This window comes from Romboutsia sedimentorum, assembly GCF_030131845.1.
Classification (GTDB): Bacteria; Bacillota; Clostridia; order Peptostreptococcales; family Peptostreptococcaceae; genus Romboutsia_D; species Romboutsia_D sedimentorum.
In genome coordinates, this window is the sequence record NZ_JASKYM010000001.1 from 457231 (window position 1) to 474130 (window position 16900).

Annotated in this window: 19 protein-coding genes; 3 read left to right on the forward strand and 16 right to left on the reverse strand. The window is 27.4% G+C overall.

Annotation, left to right across the window (positions count from 1 at the left end; all coding sequences use genetic code 11):
- Positions 1-4: 4 nt before the first annotated feature.
- From QOZ84_RS02495 to QOZ84_RS02520, 6 genes are all read right to left on the reverse strand, one after another.
- Positions 5-703: an MBL fold metallo-hydrolase gene (locus QOZ84_RS02495; RefSeq protein ID WP_284131383.1), complete on the reverse strand. Its 699-nt coding sequence runs from the start codon at positions 701-703 to the stop codon at positions 5-7.
- Positions 704-717: 14 nt separating this feature from the next.
- Positions 718-846, reverse strand: a complete 129-nt coding sequence (locus QOZ84_RS02500; protein ID WP_284131384.1) for a hypothetical protein — start codon at positions 844-846, stop codon at positions 718-720.
- A gap of 76 nt (positions 847-922) precedes the next feature.
- A complete protein-coding gene (locus QOZ84_RS02505) occupies positions 923-1132 on the reverse strand; it encodes a helix-turn-helix transcriptional regulator (RefSeq protein ID WP_284131385.1) in 210 nt (69 codons plus the stop codon).
- A complete protein-coding gene (locus QOZ84_RS02510; protein ID WP_284131386.1) occupies positions 1133-1549 on the reverse strand; it encodes a hypothetical protein in 417 nt (138 codons plus the stop codon).
- Between the two features lie 467 nt (positions 1550-2016).
- The gene (locus QOZ84_RS02515; protein ID WP_284131387.1) at positions 2017-2721 is read right to left on the reverse strand and encodes an N-acetylmuramoyl-L-alanine amidase family protein; all 705 of its coding nucleotides are present in this window, start codon (positions 2719-2721) and stop codon (positions 2017-2019) included.
- 131 nt (positions 2722-2852) lie between these two features.
- The gene (locus QOZ84_RS02520) at positions 2853-3011 is read right to left on the reverse strand and encodes a hypothetical protein (RefSeq protein ID WP_284131388.1); all 159 of its coding nucleotides are present in this window, start codon (positions 3009-3011) and stop codon (positions 2853-2855) included.
- 324 nt (positions 3012-3335) lie between these two features.
- Between QOZ84_RS02520 and QOZ84_RS02525 the strand changes: the two genes are divergently transcribed.
- Together QOZ84_RS02525 and QOZ84_RS02530 are read left to right on the forward strand one after the other, a co-directional pair.
- Positions 3336-4394 carry a hypothetical protein gene (locus QOZ84_RS02525; protein WP_284131389.1) on the forward strand — a complete coding sequence of 353 codons (1059 nt, stop codon included), beginning with the start codon at positions 3336-3338 and terminating at the stop codon, positions 4392-4394.
- 217 nt (positions 4395-4611) lie between these two features.
- The gene (locus QOZ84_RS02530) at positions 4612-4866 is read left to right on the forward strand and encodes a hypothetical protein (protein WP_284131390.1); all 255 of its coding nucleotides are present in this window, start codon (positions 4612-4614) and stop codon (positions 4864-4866) included.
- 82 nt (positions 4867-4948) lie between these two features.
- On the opposite strand, the gene QOZ84_RS02535 is transcribed toward QOZ84_RS02530, so the two are convergent.
- Both QOZ84_RS02535 and QOZ84_RS02540 read right to left on the reverse strand, forming a co-directional pair.
- A complete protein-coding gene (locus tag QOZ84_RS02535) occupies positions 4949-5188 on the reverse strand; it encodes a hypothetical protein (protein WP_284131391.1) in 240 nt (79 codons plus the stop codon).
- 124 nt (positions 5189-5312) lie between these two features.
- Positions 5313-5702 (reverse strand): ribosomal maturation YjgA family protein, encoded by a 390-nt coding sequence (locus QOZ84_RS02540; protein ID WP_284131392.1) that lies wholly within the window; start codon positions 5700-5702, stop codon positions 5313-5315.
- A 211-nt stretch (positions 5703-5913) separates the two neighbouring features.
- Here QOZ84_RS02540 and QOZ84_RS02545 point away from each other — a divergent pair, with 211 nt between their 5' ends.
- Positions 5914-6870: a calcium/sodium antiporter gene (locus tag QOZ84_RS02545; protein ID WP_284131393.1), complete on the forward strand. Its 957-nt coding sequence runs from the start codon at positions 5914-5916 to the stop codon at positions 6868-6870.
- 95 nt (positions 6871-6965) lie between these two features.
- On the opposite strand, the gene QOZ84_RS02550 is transcribed toward QOZ84_RS02545, so the two are convergent.
- The 8 genes from QOZ84_RS02550 to QOZ84_RS02585 form a co-directional block, all read right to left on the reverse strand.
- Entirely contained in the window at positions 6966-8921 is a 1956-nt protein-coding gene (locus QOZ84_RS02550) for a BglG family transcription antiterminator (RefSeq protein WP_284131394.1), read from the reverse strand.
- A gap of 95 nt (positions 8922-9016) precedes the next feature.
- Complete coding sequence (locus tag QOZ84_RS02555) at positions 9017-9466, reverse strand: PTS sugar transporter subunit IIA (protein WP_284131395.1); 450 nt, start codon at positions 9464-9466, stop codon at positions 9017-9019.
- Between the two features lie 25 nt (positions 9467-9491).
- Entirely contained in the window at positions 9492-10892 is a 1401-nt protein-coding gene (locus QOZ84_RS02560) for a PTS fructose transporter subunit IIC (protein ID WP_284131396.1), read from the reverse strand.
- Positions 10893-11006: 114 nt separating this feature from the next.
- On the reverse strand, positions 11007-12755 hold the full coding sequence (locus QOZ84_RS02565) for a class I mannose-6-phosphate isomerase (protein WP_284131397.1): 1749 nt from the start codon (positions 12753-12755) through the stop codon (positions 11007-11009).
- Between the two features lie 161 nt (positions 12756-12916).
- Positions 12917-13555, reverse strand: coding sequence for a hypothetical protein (locus QOZ84_RS02570; RefSeq protein ID WP_284131398.1), 639 nt, complete (start codon positions 13553-13555; stop codon positions 12917-12919).
- 77 nt (positions 13556-13632) lie between these two features.
- A complete protein-coding gene (locus QOZ84_RS02575) occupies positions 13633-14592 on the reverse strand; it encodes an SPFH domain-containing protein (RefSeq protein WP_284131399.1) in 960 nt (319 codons plus the stop codon).
- Between the two features lie 90 nt (positions 14593-14682).
- Positions 14683-16038, reverse strand: a complete 1356-nt coding sequence (locus QOZ84_RS02580; protein WP_284131400.1) for an MATE family efflux transporter — start codon at positions 16036-16038, stop codon at positions 14683-14685.
- Positions 16039-16157: 119 nt separating this feature from the next.
- Positions 16158-16859: a DUF975 family protein gene (locus tag QOZ84_RS02585; RefSeq protein ID WP_284131401.1), complete on the reverse strand. Its 702-nt coding sequence runs from the start codon at positions 16857-16859 to the stop codon at positions 16158-16160.
- Between the last annotated feature and the right edge of the window lie 41 nt (positions 16860-16900).

Consider the following 16900-nt stretch of genomic DNA (forward strand, 5'->3'; position numbering starts at 1 on the left):
AATGTTATATATTAATTTCCATATCATCGTATGCAAATTTTATTCCATCATAGTGATTTTCTAATTCTAAATAATCATTGTATGATTTGCCCCAATCCTCTTCTAAATGTGTAATTATCACCTCTTCTATATTGTATTTTCTTTTTATATTTTGAATTTCATCCATAATAAACAAATCATCTCTAAGTGGATTATTCTCTTTCAAAACAAATCCATCTTTTAAAATATTACCAACAATAGTATTTCCTATTATTAATAGATCTGCATCTTTTAATATATCATCATTAGGGAAAGGTTTCACATCACAAGGAGCATATATAACCTTCTTTTCATTTTCCTCAAATACAAATATTGTTGCATGATTTACTTTTATACAACTTATCTTTATTCCATCTATATGTATGAATTTATTTATAACATTCCTCTTAATCAAATTTCTAGTCTTTTCATAATAATCCAAATAAGAACCAAATACAAATTGTATAGAATTCATATCTGACATTACATGTTCCATAGCCAATACATTTATAGGATTACTGCACTCTTTTCCCTCAGAAACCTCAAGCCAGTTTAATCTAAGCTGCTCAAAAACTCGAATTCCAAGTGTATGATCTGGGTCAACATGGCTAAACAAGACGTTGTTAATCTCATTAATATTTGAATGGTTAATTGCGTGTACTATATCTTCAGGAGTATCAACCAATAAATTTATATCTTCTAAAAACAGCTACACCCAAATCTTGAATAAGGCTTCCCCTTAGTTCTTGCTTCCATACAAATTTTACATGTGCATAAGGGCTTAGGAGTTGCAACACAACCACCACTACCTATTATTTTAAATCTCATATAAATATATCCCCCTTTTATCCTAAATATATAGCAATTGTAAAAAATAACAAATTATAAGCTTAATAATAATTTGTTATTTTTCATCAATAAATTCAAATAAATGTTCAACTGTAGTATCAAAAATTTTTGCAATATCCATCGCCAATTTTAGAGAAGGATTGTATCTTCCATTTTCTAAATGTACAATAGTCTCACGTCTTACACCTACTAATTTTGCCAATTCATTTTGCTTCATAAGATTTTTTTCTCTATGCTCTTTGATACTTGTTTTTAAGATAGGCACTTATTCATATATCCCCTTTCTATCAAAGTATATAAATAAGATCAATCTTAATATTGCTAACAATAATAATATAGTAATAATAACTATACCAACATCTAAGTTTGATATATCTATATGTTGTGTAAATGGAGTTGCAAAGCATACCCCAACTAATCCAAATGAGTATAAAACGAATTTAATTCCTATACTATTAACTTTTGATAATATAGTCTTTGAAGATTCATCAATTATATCATTGAATTTCTTATTATAAATTGAAAATCCAATCAAAACTATACTCCAAACTACTAAGCCTGGCATCCCAGAACTATTAATTCCAGGCACAAATTTATTAGAGAGAACTGCAATAAAAAAAGATGTAAACAATAAAAATTCAAAAATAAGTTTAGATTTAACACCATATACTGAGTTTGACATATAAAATCACCCCTTTTAAAAAGTTACATATTTATAACACTTCATATTATAAGTATATTACTTCCTATAATTAAATGTAACTAAAATATTATTAAACTATAAAAAAAAGCACTGATTTGATAGCCTAAGCCTTCAAATTCAGTGCTTTTCTAAGGAGTAATGTTAACTACATCCTTAATCCTCTTTGACTCTTATTAAATATAGTTTGCAAATTAGCTGAAACTCTAAGCTTTTGGAATTAGACTAAGGCTAATTGCTCTCTAGTAAATAGAGGTTATCTACTAGATATATATATTTAATATGATATTTTTTCAAATATCTAGCCACCAGCACTTCAAAAGATACTACCAAAAGGTAAGATATTATCTAGCTTTTAAATAGCAAGTGTTGGTTGATAGTTAACGTTGATTAACTATCTGATTATATATTAACCATTACTAAAATTAATATGCATATATTTAAATAAATTATTGTTTTTTATAACCTACTATAAATACATCTTTCATTCCTAAGTCTTTTAATTCTTCTACTTTTTCTTCTGCATAAACTTTATTATTATAAGAACCACAAACTACTCTATAAAAAGTTTCACTATCAGTTACTGGTGGCTTTGGATTTTCTGTTGAGCTTGATGCTGGTTTATATTCAACATTTAAATATCTGCATATTCCTTTCGCTATCCCAAGTGCTAGTGCATCTTGATTTTGTGTAAGGAATTTAGCATCTGCTTTATTGTCAATAAAACCTAACTCTACAAGACATGCTCTCATACTACTATTTCTTAATACATAATAATTAGCACTCTTAGTTCCTCTATTTGCGCTATATGCCTTTGTATTTAATAATTCATAATGAATGTTGTTCGCTAAATTATTTGTCGCTGTAGTGTGTGAATAAGTTTCGATTCCGCTTGCTTTTTCATTAAAAGCGTTACAGTGTATAGATATAAAACAGTCTGCTTTCCATGCATTTGCATTATTAGTTCTTGAACCTAGAGAAACTGTTTCATCTGAATATCTGCTTAATTTAACGTCTAAACCTTGTTTTTTTAGTAATTCTTCAACTTTTCTAGCTACTTGCAAGTTGATATTTTTTTCTAATAAGTTATCAACACCAACAGCTCCACTGTCTGTGCCTCCATGACCAGGATCAATAAATACCTTCTTAGCCAAATTTATCGCCTCCTATAACTTATATATCGAGGATGATTTTTATACTTACAGGACATCCTCTTTTGTATAGTATGATTTATTTTTGTTTTTTGACATTATTTTCAAAAAATATATATAAATTATTTACTTTTCTATTTATATCTACGTATATTCATAATAGATGAAACTGCAAACCCAGCTGAAACTCCTAATATTATTTTTCCAGTCATATATACATGATATTTATTCAATAAAATAAATGTAATTAATATAATACAAACTAACAATAATATAGAATACATTTTTTTCATATTAATAACAACCTTTCATATCTTAGTTTTCTATATATCCAATAATGCTTTTATAATATCATAAGTTTACGTTAATTTTACATAGTTGGACTAAGATGTATGAAAACTGGACTGAAATGTTATTATGCTTTAAATTTAATTTTGATCATTGTTAAAGGAATTTTAATTAGTAACACTCCTTTCCTATTATTGAAACTCTTCAAACGTATGTTTTGAGTATAGTAATTTGTTTACTTACATTTTTACTAAGGCTATAATTTAAGTACAGTTATATATTGTAAAATAACGAAAATGATTTTTATAATTTATATTAGGAGAGTAAAGATGAATAAAAAATCAGTGGTTTTATTGTTAATACTATCATTATTAACACTTTCAGGTTGTAGCAATAGTAACATAGATAATAGCGATAACAATATTGAAATTAAGGGATTAACTTTAAAAATTTCTTTGATTTCAGTTGCTTTTGATGTATACAGAGCTAATTTTAAAAATACTGCTGTATTTAATGAAGAACTTTATAAAAATAGTGGAGAATATGGATTACAATACTATGAATGGTTAAAAAATACTTATTCTACTATGGACTCTAATATGAAAAAGAGATTAATAAGAATATTTGATAATTATGGTGATTGGTCATATATTAACGAAACTATTTCTTTAGATGATAGTTGTAGTGTTGAACAAATAATTTCAAAACTTAATAGTCAATCAAATTTGGTATTAAGTGAAACTCTAAAAGAGGACATAAAAGTATTTTTTAATTATTTTTATAAAGAATACTTAAAAGATTTTATGCAAGAAAATAATCTTAAAATTGAACAATATATAAAAGAAATGAATTCATATTTAGCAAACAAAAACACAGATATCTTCAAGTTTATGGAAGCACACAGTGGAGTAAAGTTCAAACAAGATTACAAAGCTGTATTCTATTACGATTTACCACCTATAGGTGCTATGGGGTTTGAATATGATAATTACAAGATATCAACTATTCAGCCAGGTACAAATAAAGATAATTTATTAAGTTCACCATTTCACGAGTATTCGCATGAATTATTCGCCACATTTACAAGAAATAGTAAGTTTACTAAGCTAGCATATCAACTAAGAAAAAACAAAGATTTATCTGATGGCTATGAAAAAATAGGTAAGGATTCTTATGATTGGACTGGTTGGTGTGAGGAGAACTTGGTTGAAGGTTTTGCAAAATACTTAGAGCATAAGTACTATGATAACAAAAGAGATTATACGACTTATGTGTATGATTTGAAATTTTGTAATTATCTAATAGAAAATAATTTTAATCCAAAAGATACTAGCTTAAAAGACATAAGTATAGAGTTTTACAAACATATTTTGAATGAAAATTTATAAATAACTAATTATATATTGAGGATGCTTAACTTATTTAAAAATATTTTTATACACAACAAAAACACCTAATTTTACACTAGGTGTTTAATTTTTTATAATCTTTTATTATACATATAAATTTATCCCTATACTCTTTAGAATGTTCTATTTATGCATTAAATGTGTTTTTTTAGAATAGTCATATAAGTTACTATTAAAATTATAACGGGGGTATAAAATGCAAAATTACAAGAATTTATTAATGGGTATTGTAAGTGGACTCTCATTAATGATATTAAAAATATTAGGAACAGCAATAATATCTGATATTCAGTTTAGAATTTATCCTGAAGAAGTTACAAAGACTGGCTTAATTATATTTAAAACTTTATATGATACCATTACAGTTCTTTCTGTAATAGGTATAATAATTACTGCTATATTTTCTTTGATGTTACTAAAAACAGCTATTAAGTCAGTTTTGCAAAAATAGAATATTTTAGCGAACACAAAAAGCACTTAGATATTCTAAGTGCTTAGTATTTTCCTATATTTTTGCATTAACACAAAATAAATCAATTATTATTTATTTTAAATAAAGATATTATACCTATAAAAAATATCAATCCCATTTGTATCCAACTAACGCTATTCCATAGTTCTCCACCATATACAACAACAGGAGATGTATTAAAATTATCTGCATAAATTGCAACATTAATAAACAACTTAGCTGAAATCATTAAACAGATAAAACTTAATATAACTATTGTTATATATATTTTTTTGTTACTAATCTTAAATTTATTGTACATATTTGATTAATTCCTTTCATATTCTCTCATTTTATAATATTTTTACAATAATTACCATAAAAACAAACTTTCAATTTAATGCAAAGTTCGACAAATACTAATTAGAATTTAAAATAAATATCTATTAACTACGTCCTAAAAATACATTTAAAATTTTATCTATTACTATCCCAATCATTATACCTATACAGTAGCTTATTAAGTCCTCCCATAAAAAACCATGTCCAAGTACCAGACCTCCAAGAGTAGTATCACGTATAGTATTTATCCAATCAGATTGGTATAACTGACTTATCTCTATGATAAAAGTAAAAATAATTGCTATATTAAAACTTTTTAATAATTCTAACTTTGGAAATAAAAATCTAAAACCAAAGTAAACCATCATAGCCCAAAGCATATCTCCTACAAATGGAGCAATGCTATTTGGAAATATAAACATAAATTTTCTTGATAACAACCCCATAACTAAAACTACTGAGGTAATTATAAAATACCTAACTCTTATTCTCATAATGATTCAATCTCCATAATATCTTCCTCCTAAATTTAATCAATACTTTAATTATAAGCTCAGTATTAATTAAAGTAAATTAAACACGCTGCATTAAAAATACATTCAAAACATAAAACACCCTGTATGTTAATTATTTACAATAAAGTATACATAATGTTATACTAATTAGATATGAAAATATATTCAATCACATTAGGAGGCAGTTTAAATGACGTTTTTAATATTAATACTAGGATTTGTATTCCTTATAAAAGGTGCTGATTTGTTCGTCGAGGGAGCAGCATCTATAGCTAGAAAATTCAATGTCCCATCTATGATTATAGGTCTTACTATAGTAGCAATGGGTACTAGTGCCCCAGAAGCTGCGGTAAGTATTACCTCATCACTAGCAGGTCAAAACGATATGAGTGTTGCTAACATTGTCGGGTCTAATTTCTTTAATATACTTATAGTTCTTGGAGTTTCATCTATAATCGCAAAATTACCAGTTGAAAAAAATACTCTAAAAAAAGATTCTCCTTTTTTAATAATTGTAAGTGCAATGCTATTATTCTTTGCAATAGACTTTAATATAAGTAGAATAGAGGGAATTTTATTCTTAGTAGTATTTACTTATTTCTTAATATCTACTATAAAAAGTGCTAAAAAATCTACTAGCGAAGAACAAGTATCAGGTGGAGAAACAGCTGTAGCTATAGAAGCTACACCAGTTAAAGAAGTTCCTATGGCAACTACTATAATATTAAGTATAGTTGGAATCGTTGGTATAGTACTTGGTGGTGATATGGTTGTTAAATCAGCTACTACTATTGCTACTTCATTTGGTATGAGTCCTAACTTAGTTGGATTAACTATAGTTGCAGTAGGTACTTCACTACCTGAATTTGTAACATCAGTTATCGCTACTAAAAAAGGTGAAACTGAAATAGCAATTGGTAATGTTATAGGTTCAAATATATTTAATATACTTTTAATTTTAGGTCTAGCAAGTACTATAAGTCCTATAACTATAAGTGCATTCGCTATATTTGACATAATATTTATGTTAGCTATAACTATTCTTTTACATATATTTATGAGAAGAGATAGATCTCTTGTTAAAAGTGAAGGTATTATTTTAATAGTACTATATGTATTATATATGGCTTACACTATAATGAGATAAATTGTATAAATAAAAAGACCTAATTTATATTTTTAATTAGGTCTTTTTTTATTGCACAGGAAATTTTTTTTAATATAATATAAATCACTTTTTATTTATATTATATATTTTATATAGTTTATAAAATCATTGAAATCACTGCTTTTGATTAGTTTAGTTGTAGTTTGTATATCAACTATATTTCTATAAAGCTTTTCTAAGCTTAGCTTCCACTCTTTTTGTTCATGATTTGCCATACCTATTAATATTACAATTTGTACTTGTTTTTTATCCCACAAAATACTCTTTTTTAAAATCAAAACGCATATAAATGATTCTTTTATATCACTATGCATAGTATGAGGTATTGCAACTAAATCGCCGATTTCTGTACTCGATATTTCTTCTCTTTTGAAAAACTCTCTTTGAATTTCACTATTTATATATCCTCTATCCACAAGTTTATCAGTCATAAACTTTATAGCTTCTGATTTATTTGTTATGTTTGAATTCATAAAAAACAAATCTTCTTTAAATCTTTTATCAAGTGAAATTTCACTACTTTGTACATCATTAATTTTACTTTTTATATTTTGTATTTCTTCTTCGTCTAATAGATTTTTAACATAAACAATTCTATCCTTATTTATGCTGTCTAGCTTCATAGTACTTATAACAAAATCTAGTACACTTAATAATTTTTCATCAAATTCATACCAAGGAATAGTATCTACAATTATAAGTTGATTTCCAAATTGTTTTTGTAATTTTACTTTTAATAAAAGAGATGTTCCAGCTCCTGTTGAGCATATGATTATTACTTTTTTGACTTTCCTTTCTTTGTTTATTTCAAGCCTTCTCATAGATGCTTCAAGGTGTAGAGATAAAAATCCTACATCATCTTCGCATAATCTTATTCCTATATTTTTCTTTATAATATCATTTGCTAATATTCCCATTCCAAATGAAAATGGATAATTAGACTTTATATTGTTTAACATTTCATTTTCGACTTTTATATTGTATTTAGCTCTATTTATTGCACCTTTAATGTGAGATACTAAAAAATCCTTTAAGATATCATCACTATCTAAATTAACACCAAAATTTATATCTATAGCATTTATAATTTCTTCTACTAGCTTATAATTCATTAGGTCTTGTGTATTTAACATAGATAAAATTTCGTATTTGCTTTTAACAATCGTATTACTTGATAAAATATGTTTTGTAATAAAAACTATATCTGATTCTATCAATAAAATATCGAATCTATCTTTTATATCGCTACATATTTTTTCACTAATATATGAACTAGATTCGTTCTTTATTTTATCCATATATTCTCTTTGATATTGTATTTTTTTATTATATAATTTCCTTAATATACAGATTTGTATACAGTTCATTAGATTTTTATAAGAAACATCTGTTAATCTTAGTTTAAATTTTATAATATTTTCTCTTATTATTATAGATATATCATCTTTACTTATTGAGCTTACTTTGTTTTGGTATATACTATTAAATGTTTGCTTAAATAATTGAGATTTTTGTAATTGTTTATTTATATAATACCTGATATATTCTTCTTCTCCATCTAACATTATTCCTTTGTTAGAAACTTTAGCTATTGATAATTTGTATTTTTCAAGTTTTTCTTTTACGATTTTTAAATCATTTTTTAGAGATGATATGCTTATATACAAGCTATCTGCTAATTCTATTTGAGTTATATACTCTGTGTTTTCTAAATTATTTTTAAGAAGTATAAAAATTATAAAGTTGTATCTTTCCTCTTTAGTTAAATAGTCACTTTCAAGATTATTTACTTTCTTTTTTATAAGTTTATTAAAGAGTTCTATATCTTCTATGTTTAATCTGTATCCTTTTCCTTTTTGTGAAGATATATTTATTCCTTTATCTTTAAAGGTTTTATTAATTTCCTTAATATCATTTCTTACCGTCCGAGATGATACATTTATAGCAGAGCATAGTTTATCAGATGTAATAACATCTTTTTTGTTAAATAAAATCTCTAGTATCTCCTGTTGCCTATTATTGATGACCATAATTAATAACACCCACTTCTTCATTAGTTTATCTTTTTGAAATTTATTAATACACTTATTTTAAACTAATTTTAGGTATGTTAATACACTAATTCTTAACCAACTATTCTTTCTAAAAGTAGCTTTTCTGCTTCTTCATTAGTTTCTACTTTTAATAATTCTTCTTTAAAATCGTCGTCCATTAAAGAAATAGCTAACATTTTTAATATTTGTAAGTGGTCATTGTTTCCTCCATCTGGTACAGCTATTAAAAATATTAAGTTTGCAGGCTCATCATCTAAACTTTCCCAGTCTATTGGGTTAGACATTTTTGCAAATGCTACTGTTGGAACTCTTACTCCACTAGACTTTCCATGTGGAATAGCTACTCCTTCTCCTATACCTGTTGTAGACATTGCTTCTCTAGCCATTACTGCACTTATATATTCATCTTTATCATTTAAATTCTCTGTTATTAATGAAGCTAGATATTTTATTGTTTCCTCTTTTGTAGTTGTTTTTGCATCTAAATCTATAAATTTAGCATTAAATAATTGATTTGACATTTCTTTGCCTCCTGGTTTTTATATGTTAATTTTGAACTTTTTTCATTTTTCTAGCTTTTAAGAAGTTAACCATAAGTGCTGTTACTATTGACCCTGCTGCTATAGCAACCATAAACATTAACACACCATCTACAGCTCCCATTAATGCTACTATTGGTCCACAGTGAGGCACCATATTTGTAACTCCAGCAAACATTGCTATATTACCTGCTACTACTGCTCCTACCATTATTGAAGGTATAACTCTTAGTGGGTCAACTGATGCAAAAGGTATTGCACCTTCTCCTATCCCACAAAATCCCATAAGTAGTGCTGCTTTTCCTGCATCTATTTCATCTTGAGAATATAATTTTTTATTTATAAATGTTGCTAATGCCATCCCTAATGGAGGTATTACTCCTGAAGCTCCTATTGAACCCATTATCAAAGCATTACCTGATGTTAACATAGATACACCGAATAAAAATGCTACTTTATTTACAGGTCCACCCATATCAAATGCCATCATTGCACCTAATAAACTTGCTATTACTATTGTTTGAGACCCTGAAAGACTTGTTAATAAATCTGTTAATCCTGAGAATATTGAAGCTATAGGTTGTCCTAATACTAATATAAATGCTAATCCAACTATTAATGTTGATATTATTGGAATAACTATTATTGGCATTATTGGCTTAAACATTTGAGGTACTTTTAAGTTCTTTAACCATTTTGCTATATATCCTGCTAAAAATCCTGTTATAATTCCACCTAAGAAACCTGCATTAACTTCTGATCCATAAAAATGACCATTTGCTGCTATATATCCACCTATCATACCTGGTACTAATCCTGGTCTATCAGCTATTGAGTATGCGATATATCCTGATAGTATAGGTACCATAAACGTAAATCCTGCAGCTCCAATAGCTTCTATATGTTTCCAAAAGCTACCATCTGGTATTACTAATCCTGCATCAGTTGGCTTTCCACCAAGTGCTAGGGCTATTGCTATTAACAGACCTCCTACCACTACAAATGGTATCATAAACGATACTCCACCCATTAAGTGCTTGTAAAATCCTGGTTGTTTAGAATTCATTTTATTATCATTGCTTGATTTTATTGATTTGTTTACTGAAACCTTTTCATCTATAAACATTTGTATTAAATTTTCTGGTTCTTTTATTGCTTTACTTATTGGACATTCTAGAATTTTTTTACCTGCAAATCTGTCTAAGTTAACAGTTTTATCAGCTGCTATTATTATTCCATCAGCTTCTTGTATTTCTTTTTCTGTTAATTCATTTTCCACACCTGTTGACCCTTGTGTCTCTACTTTAATGTCTATACCCATTTTTTTTCCCATTTTCATAAGCTTCTCAGCTGCTATATAAGTATGGGCAATTCCAACAGGACAAGATGTTATTGCTAAAAGTTTCATAGTTTGCCTCCTGATTTAATGTAGTTTTTTTAAATGATTGCTTTGTTATATCTTTATTGTATAATTTTGCAAACGTTTTTCATAGTCAATCTTTTTCCTCTTTAAGGGGATTTATTAACCCCTTACATATGCCTTTAACGTTGCTATTTCTTTTCCTTTTGACTTTCCATAAGGTGTTATTGTATATTCATCTACACAAGCTGGTATTATAAAGGTTTCTGCATAATGTACTACAAACTCTTCAAACTTATTAGTTGGACTCTTAACTATTGCTTCTTCACCTTCTACTAAATTAAGCATGTTTACACTACCATGTGTTTTGTGTTTAACTTCTTTTGAGAACCAATGTCTTCTAGTTTCAATAAATTCTCTTTCGTGTAATCCTGTTTTTTCTTCTTTTAACCCTTCTATATCTTGTAATACAGTTATATCATTTACTAAGTTTTCCTCTACCCACTTTGTAGTTCTATCCCATTGAATGTTCTTTTCTCCATGGTTTAGATGTATTGGTCTAGGTAATCCGTCTAAACCTACTCTATCCCAGTCCCAAAGCTTAAAAGTAAATATATATGGTGTTGAACTTATCTCTAGTATCATAGTGTTTTTTCCTGAACAATGAACAGTTCCTGCTGGTATTAAGAAATGGTCGTGCTTTTTAGCTTTAAACTTGTTTATATATTTTTCATCAGGGAAAGTTATTTCACCACTTTCAGCTTTTCTTAAATCACAAATCATGTCTTCTTTTTCAATTCCCTCTTTTAACCCAAGATACACAACACCATCATCTAAACCATCTAATATATAGTAACTTTCATCTTGTGTATAGTGCATTCCAAATTTCTCTTGTATATATTCTGTAAGAGGATGTACTTGTAGAGATAAGTTTTGCCCTCCTATTGTATCTAAAAAGTCAAATCTAATAGGAAACTCTGCTCCAAATCTTGCATGTACTTTATCTCCTAAAAGGTTTCTTGGTTTAGTTAATACTAAGTCAATAGCTGGTATTTCAACGTTTATTCCTTCAAAATCAAGATATAAACTATTTTCCTCTGGCACTCCATCAAAGCTCCATGCAAAGTTTTCTTTTTCCTTATCTAACCCACATACTGACTTCATCCATTGTCCACCCCATACACCTGGGTCAAAGTATGGAACAACTCTAAATGGTTCTTTTGATATTTTTTCTAAAGCTCCTTTAAATGCATCCTTTGTTATCATCTTTGGGTCGTCTTTTTTGTTTGTATCTAATAAATAGTCCATTTTTTTAAACACACATTTTTTATGTCTATCCATAGCTCTCCACTCTAAGAAAAATCCTCTTTTATACTTTCTTAGTATGTCTTCACTACCGTTATTTGCTTTCCAATTTCCCATTCCCATTCTGTATCTGGTCTGAATTTCCCATCTTGCTAAATCTGCAAATAAAGTTATATCACCATCATAGATTAATGATGCTCCTACTCCATAAACTAAAACAATTCCAGAATTTATATTTTCTATTTCTAATTTTGCTTTTTCAATATTTTCTTCTTTGAAAAAGTCTGACAATACTTTAGTGTTCATTATTCCAAATACTCTATCATCTGTTAAAAAATCTTTTGCTATATTATCTATTTCTTCACTACTCATAGATATATCATCAGATTTTATTGTAAGAATTGGATTTAATTTAGAAAATGCATTATGTATCTCTTCTAAATCAACCCCCATATAGCAGTCAATTACTACTACCGACTTTTTATTATTCCTACATTTTAGCTTTACTTCTTCTAAAATATTTTCATATCCTTTGAATGATTGATCTTTATATCCTTTTATATGTTTAGTTGGGTACTTATCATAATTATTATATTTGTTAAACATAACTTAATCTCCCTCCATGTTATTTATTTGCTATCTTTTACAGCTTTATTATATATTTTTTTATGTATTTTATCATAGATAGACTTTCTCCTCTTTAACTGGAAATATTGTGTTTGCACAAAAAAAAGTAGAATCTAATGATCCTACTTTTTAAAATACAATTACAAAGTATTTTTACTTTCTAACAATATCTTAACTTTATCAAAATCTTCTATTTTAACTACCATCTTTCGGTCTGTAAATCCCTTGCCAAGAACTATAATCTTTTTATTTTTGTATAATAAAGATTCTTCGTATTTTATCTCCTCAATCTCATTAATTTTAAAAACTAAATTATCATAAAAGATAACTTTATCATCAGTTATTATATTATAGCTAAATAGTGATTGAGCTAATGGTAAAATAATAGAAATAAATAACATTATATAAGTAAAAATAAGCAACTTATCTAAATACTCAAATCCACTTATATAACTTATTATATCTGTAATACCTCTATGATTTTGCATTTCATATCTTCCAAACACAGATTTTACTCCTAGTGATGTAATAAAAGTTATAGCTACCATACTTATAATCTCTGATTTGCTATTTTCTTTCACTTTAATATAGGTCATATTTTTACTATTTATTTGTTTTATAAGCTTCTTTCTATAAATATAATCAGTAAGCTTTGTAAGAATAGTAAATATAAACATACCTGCTATTAATAAAGTCTGCATGCTTTGATTTTCTGTAAATGATCCGGTTACTCCTAATAGTATTATAATAATTAATAAAATAATATCCTTTTTTCTCATTGCTCCCCCTAATTTCTAAGTCAAGTAATTTTATTTAACGAAAAAAGATGTAGATTAGATTATCTACATCTTAATTTTTAGTATACTGAACCACTATTAACTATAGGCTGTGCATCTTTGTTTCCACAAAGTACAACTAACAAGTTACTAACCATAGCAGCTTTTCTCTCATCATCAAGAGTTACGATATTGTTTTCACTTAAATTAGTTAAAGCCATATCTACCATACTTACAGCACCTTCAACAATTTTCTTTCTTGCTGCTATTATAGCCTCTGCTTGTTGGCGTTGTAGCATAGCTGCTGCAATCTCTGGTGCATAAGATAGGTGAGTAATTCTAACTTCACTAACTTCAATCCCTGCAATATCAACTCTAGTTTGCAATTCTTCTTTTAACTTATCAGCTATTTCTTGACTACTTCCACGAAGAGATTTTTCTTCTCCATCTTCAGATGCATCATATGGATAAAGTCTTGAAATATTTCTAAGAGTTGAATCACATTGAATTGATAAAAATGTATTATAATTATCAACGTTAAATACAGCTTTAGTTGCATCTAATACTTTCCAAATTACAACTACTCCTATTATAATAGGATTTCCTAACTGGTCATTAACCTTTTGTTTTTCATTATTAAGAGTCATAGTTTTTAATGATACTTTTTTACCATTAGCATAAACTACTATCTCAGTTTTATCATTAGGCGAATGTTTTGAAACGTTTGAAGGAAGTGCTGTTGGATTTACTGCACTGCAAAATGGATTTACCCAATAAAATCCTTCTTTTTTTATAGTTCCATAATATTTACCAAATAAAACTAAAACTAATGCTTCCTTAGGATTAAGTACTTTAAGTCCAAATAAAGATATAAAGTTTCCAAGAATACCTAATATACCTAAAACTACTGCATATATATTCATCGGTCCAATTATAAGCCATACTGATACTATAAAAAGTAAAATGATTGATATTAAAGCCATAAAGCCATTAACTGACTTTGCGTCCTTTTCTTTATAAATGGTCTCTTCTTTAATCATATCTATCTACCCCCTAATTTATTATTGTTAAATTTATGTTTATATAATAGTACTGCTCTTTGGTAAATTTTACAAATGTATTTATTGTAACTATTTACTACATATAGGTTTTAGGCTAGCACCATACCCGTATATATCTTTATATTTTCTAATATATGCTATCGATATAGTCATAGTAATAAATTCTGCAACAGCTACTGATAACCATATACCATCTACCCCTAAAAACTTAGGCAATATAATTATTCCAAGTACTGTAAATACAAAAGTTCTTAAAAACGATATAGTAGCTGAAACTTTTCCATTTGAAAAAGCTGTAAACTTAGCTGATGCAAATATATTTATTCCCGTTACTAAAAAGCTTGTAGAAAATAACATAAATCCTTTGTAACCAATTTCAAAAACATTACTTCCTTTATCTGCAAATATCCCTACTATGCTACCTGCCCCTATTAAAGAAATAACAAATAAACTTATAGAACTAACTAATATAAAAATCAAACTGTACTTTATAATTTTTTTAAGTTCATCAATATTTTCATCTCCATAATTATAACTTATAATTGGAGCTACACCTGATGAGAATCCTATATACGCCGAAGTTATTAAAAACTGACCATATAATACTATAGTTATCGCAGCAACTCCATCTGAGCCTAAATACTCCATCATAGCAAGATTAAATAAAAGAGTAGTTACACCTGTTGATAAGTTTGTAACCATTTCAGACGAACCATTTGAGCAACTTTTAAGTATTACAGATAAATCAAACTTTGGCTTTACAAAATACAAGTTTCCTCTTTTTTTACAAAAATATATTATTCCTAATGTTGAGGGTATTAGCACACCTATTCCTGTTGCATAAGCTGCTCCACCTATTCCCATATTCATCAAAACTATAAATACATAATCAAGTATTATATTAGCAAATCCACCTACTAAAGTTAAAATTAAACCTACCTTTGGCTTACCTGCCGTAATTGTTAAAAATTGAAATATTAAGCTTACAATAAATGCTGGTATGAATATAAGAGATGCTAAAAAATAATCCATACAATATTGATATAAACTTTCATTCCCTCCCAATATACTTATTATATCTTTTGAGAAAATATAACCTAATAAAGCTATAGCTACTCCTAATAAAATTCCTACTAACACTACTAAAGTAAAGTTTTCTCTAGCTTCCTTGTCCCTACCTTCTCCAAGCTTTTTAGCGATAAGTGCACTACTCCCACTTCCTAACATTACACCGACTGCTATTACTATATTTATAAATGGGTAAACTATATTAACTGCTGATAGTGCATCCGTATTTACAAATCTCGATACAAAAACTCCATCAACTATTGTATATAAAGACATGAACACCATCATTATTATTGAGGGTATTGTAAACTTTATAAGTGATGAAAATGTAAAACTTTTAGATATTGAATTGTCCATTAATTTCCTCCTAATATAAACTGCTTCTTTTATAATAAACTATAGTATTGTACTAATGTCAATAAATAAAAATAAGACTACAACAAAGTCATAGTCTTATCTTTATAAAATTAAATATATTAAGCTATATCTTTTGAATAATCTAATGATTTATAGAAATTAGTTACAGTCATTTGCATATATGGAATAAACCATAATAATCCTATTACTGTAACTGTAGCTAATAATCCCCATCCAATAAAACTAAGTTGAAGTACAAAGAATTTCCATTTATTGCCCTTCATCATTTTTATACTAAGACCTATTGACTCAAATAATTTAAGTTCTTCCTTATCAACAAATATATATGGTGCTAAACCTACTGCCAAATTAAATACAACTAAGGCAACTGATATTAATGCTACTACGATAATAGCACCCCAAGTTAATCCACTTATACTTGCACTACTGAAAAGTGCAACTCCAATTGAACCAATTAATATAAAACTTATTATTCCTCCTGCTATAGCTCCTACTATAGAAACAATAACTGTAAATCCTAATGATTTTAAAATTGCACTCTTTGAAACCTTAAGGTCACTATATGTTGCTTCGCTAGATTTTTTTATAAATTCCAAATAAAATTTAGGTAATCCTACGCATGCCCATACTTCTAAACATAATATTACTGCTAAAGATATAAGCATAAAAAATGTTGAATCGCTTGGAATAAATTCAAACGGAAAAATTAAAGCACAATAAATTAAAGTTATTAGTACTGGTACTTTCCAATGACCTTTTAATTGTTGTTTTGATAAGTTTTTTAATCCTTTTCTATCCATAATATTGACCCCCTTTAAGCTATTTATTTATTGACCTTAAT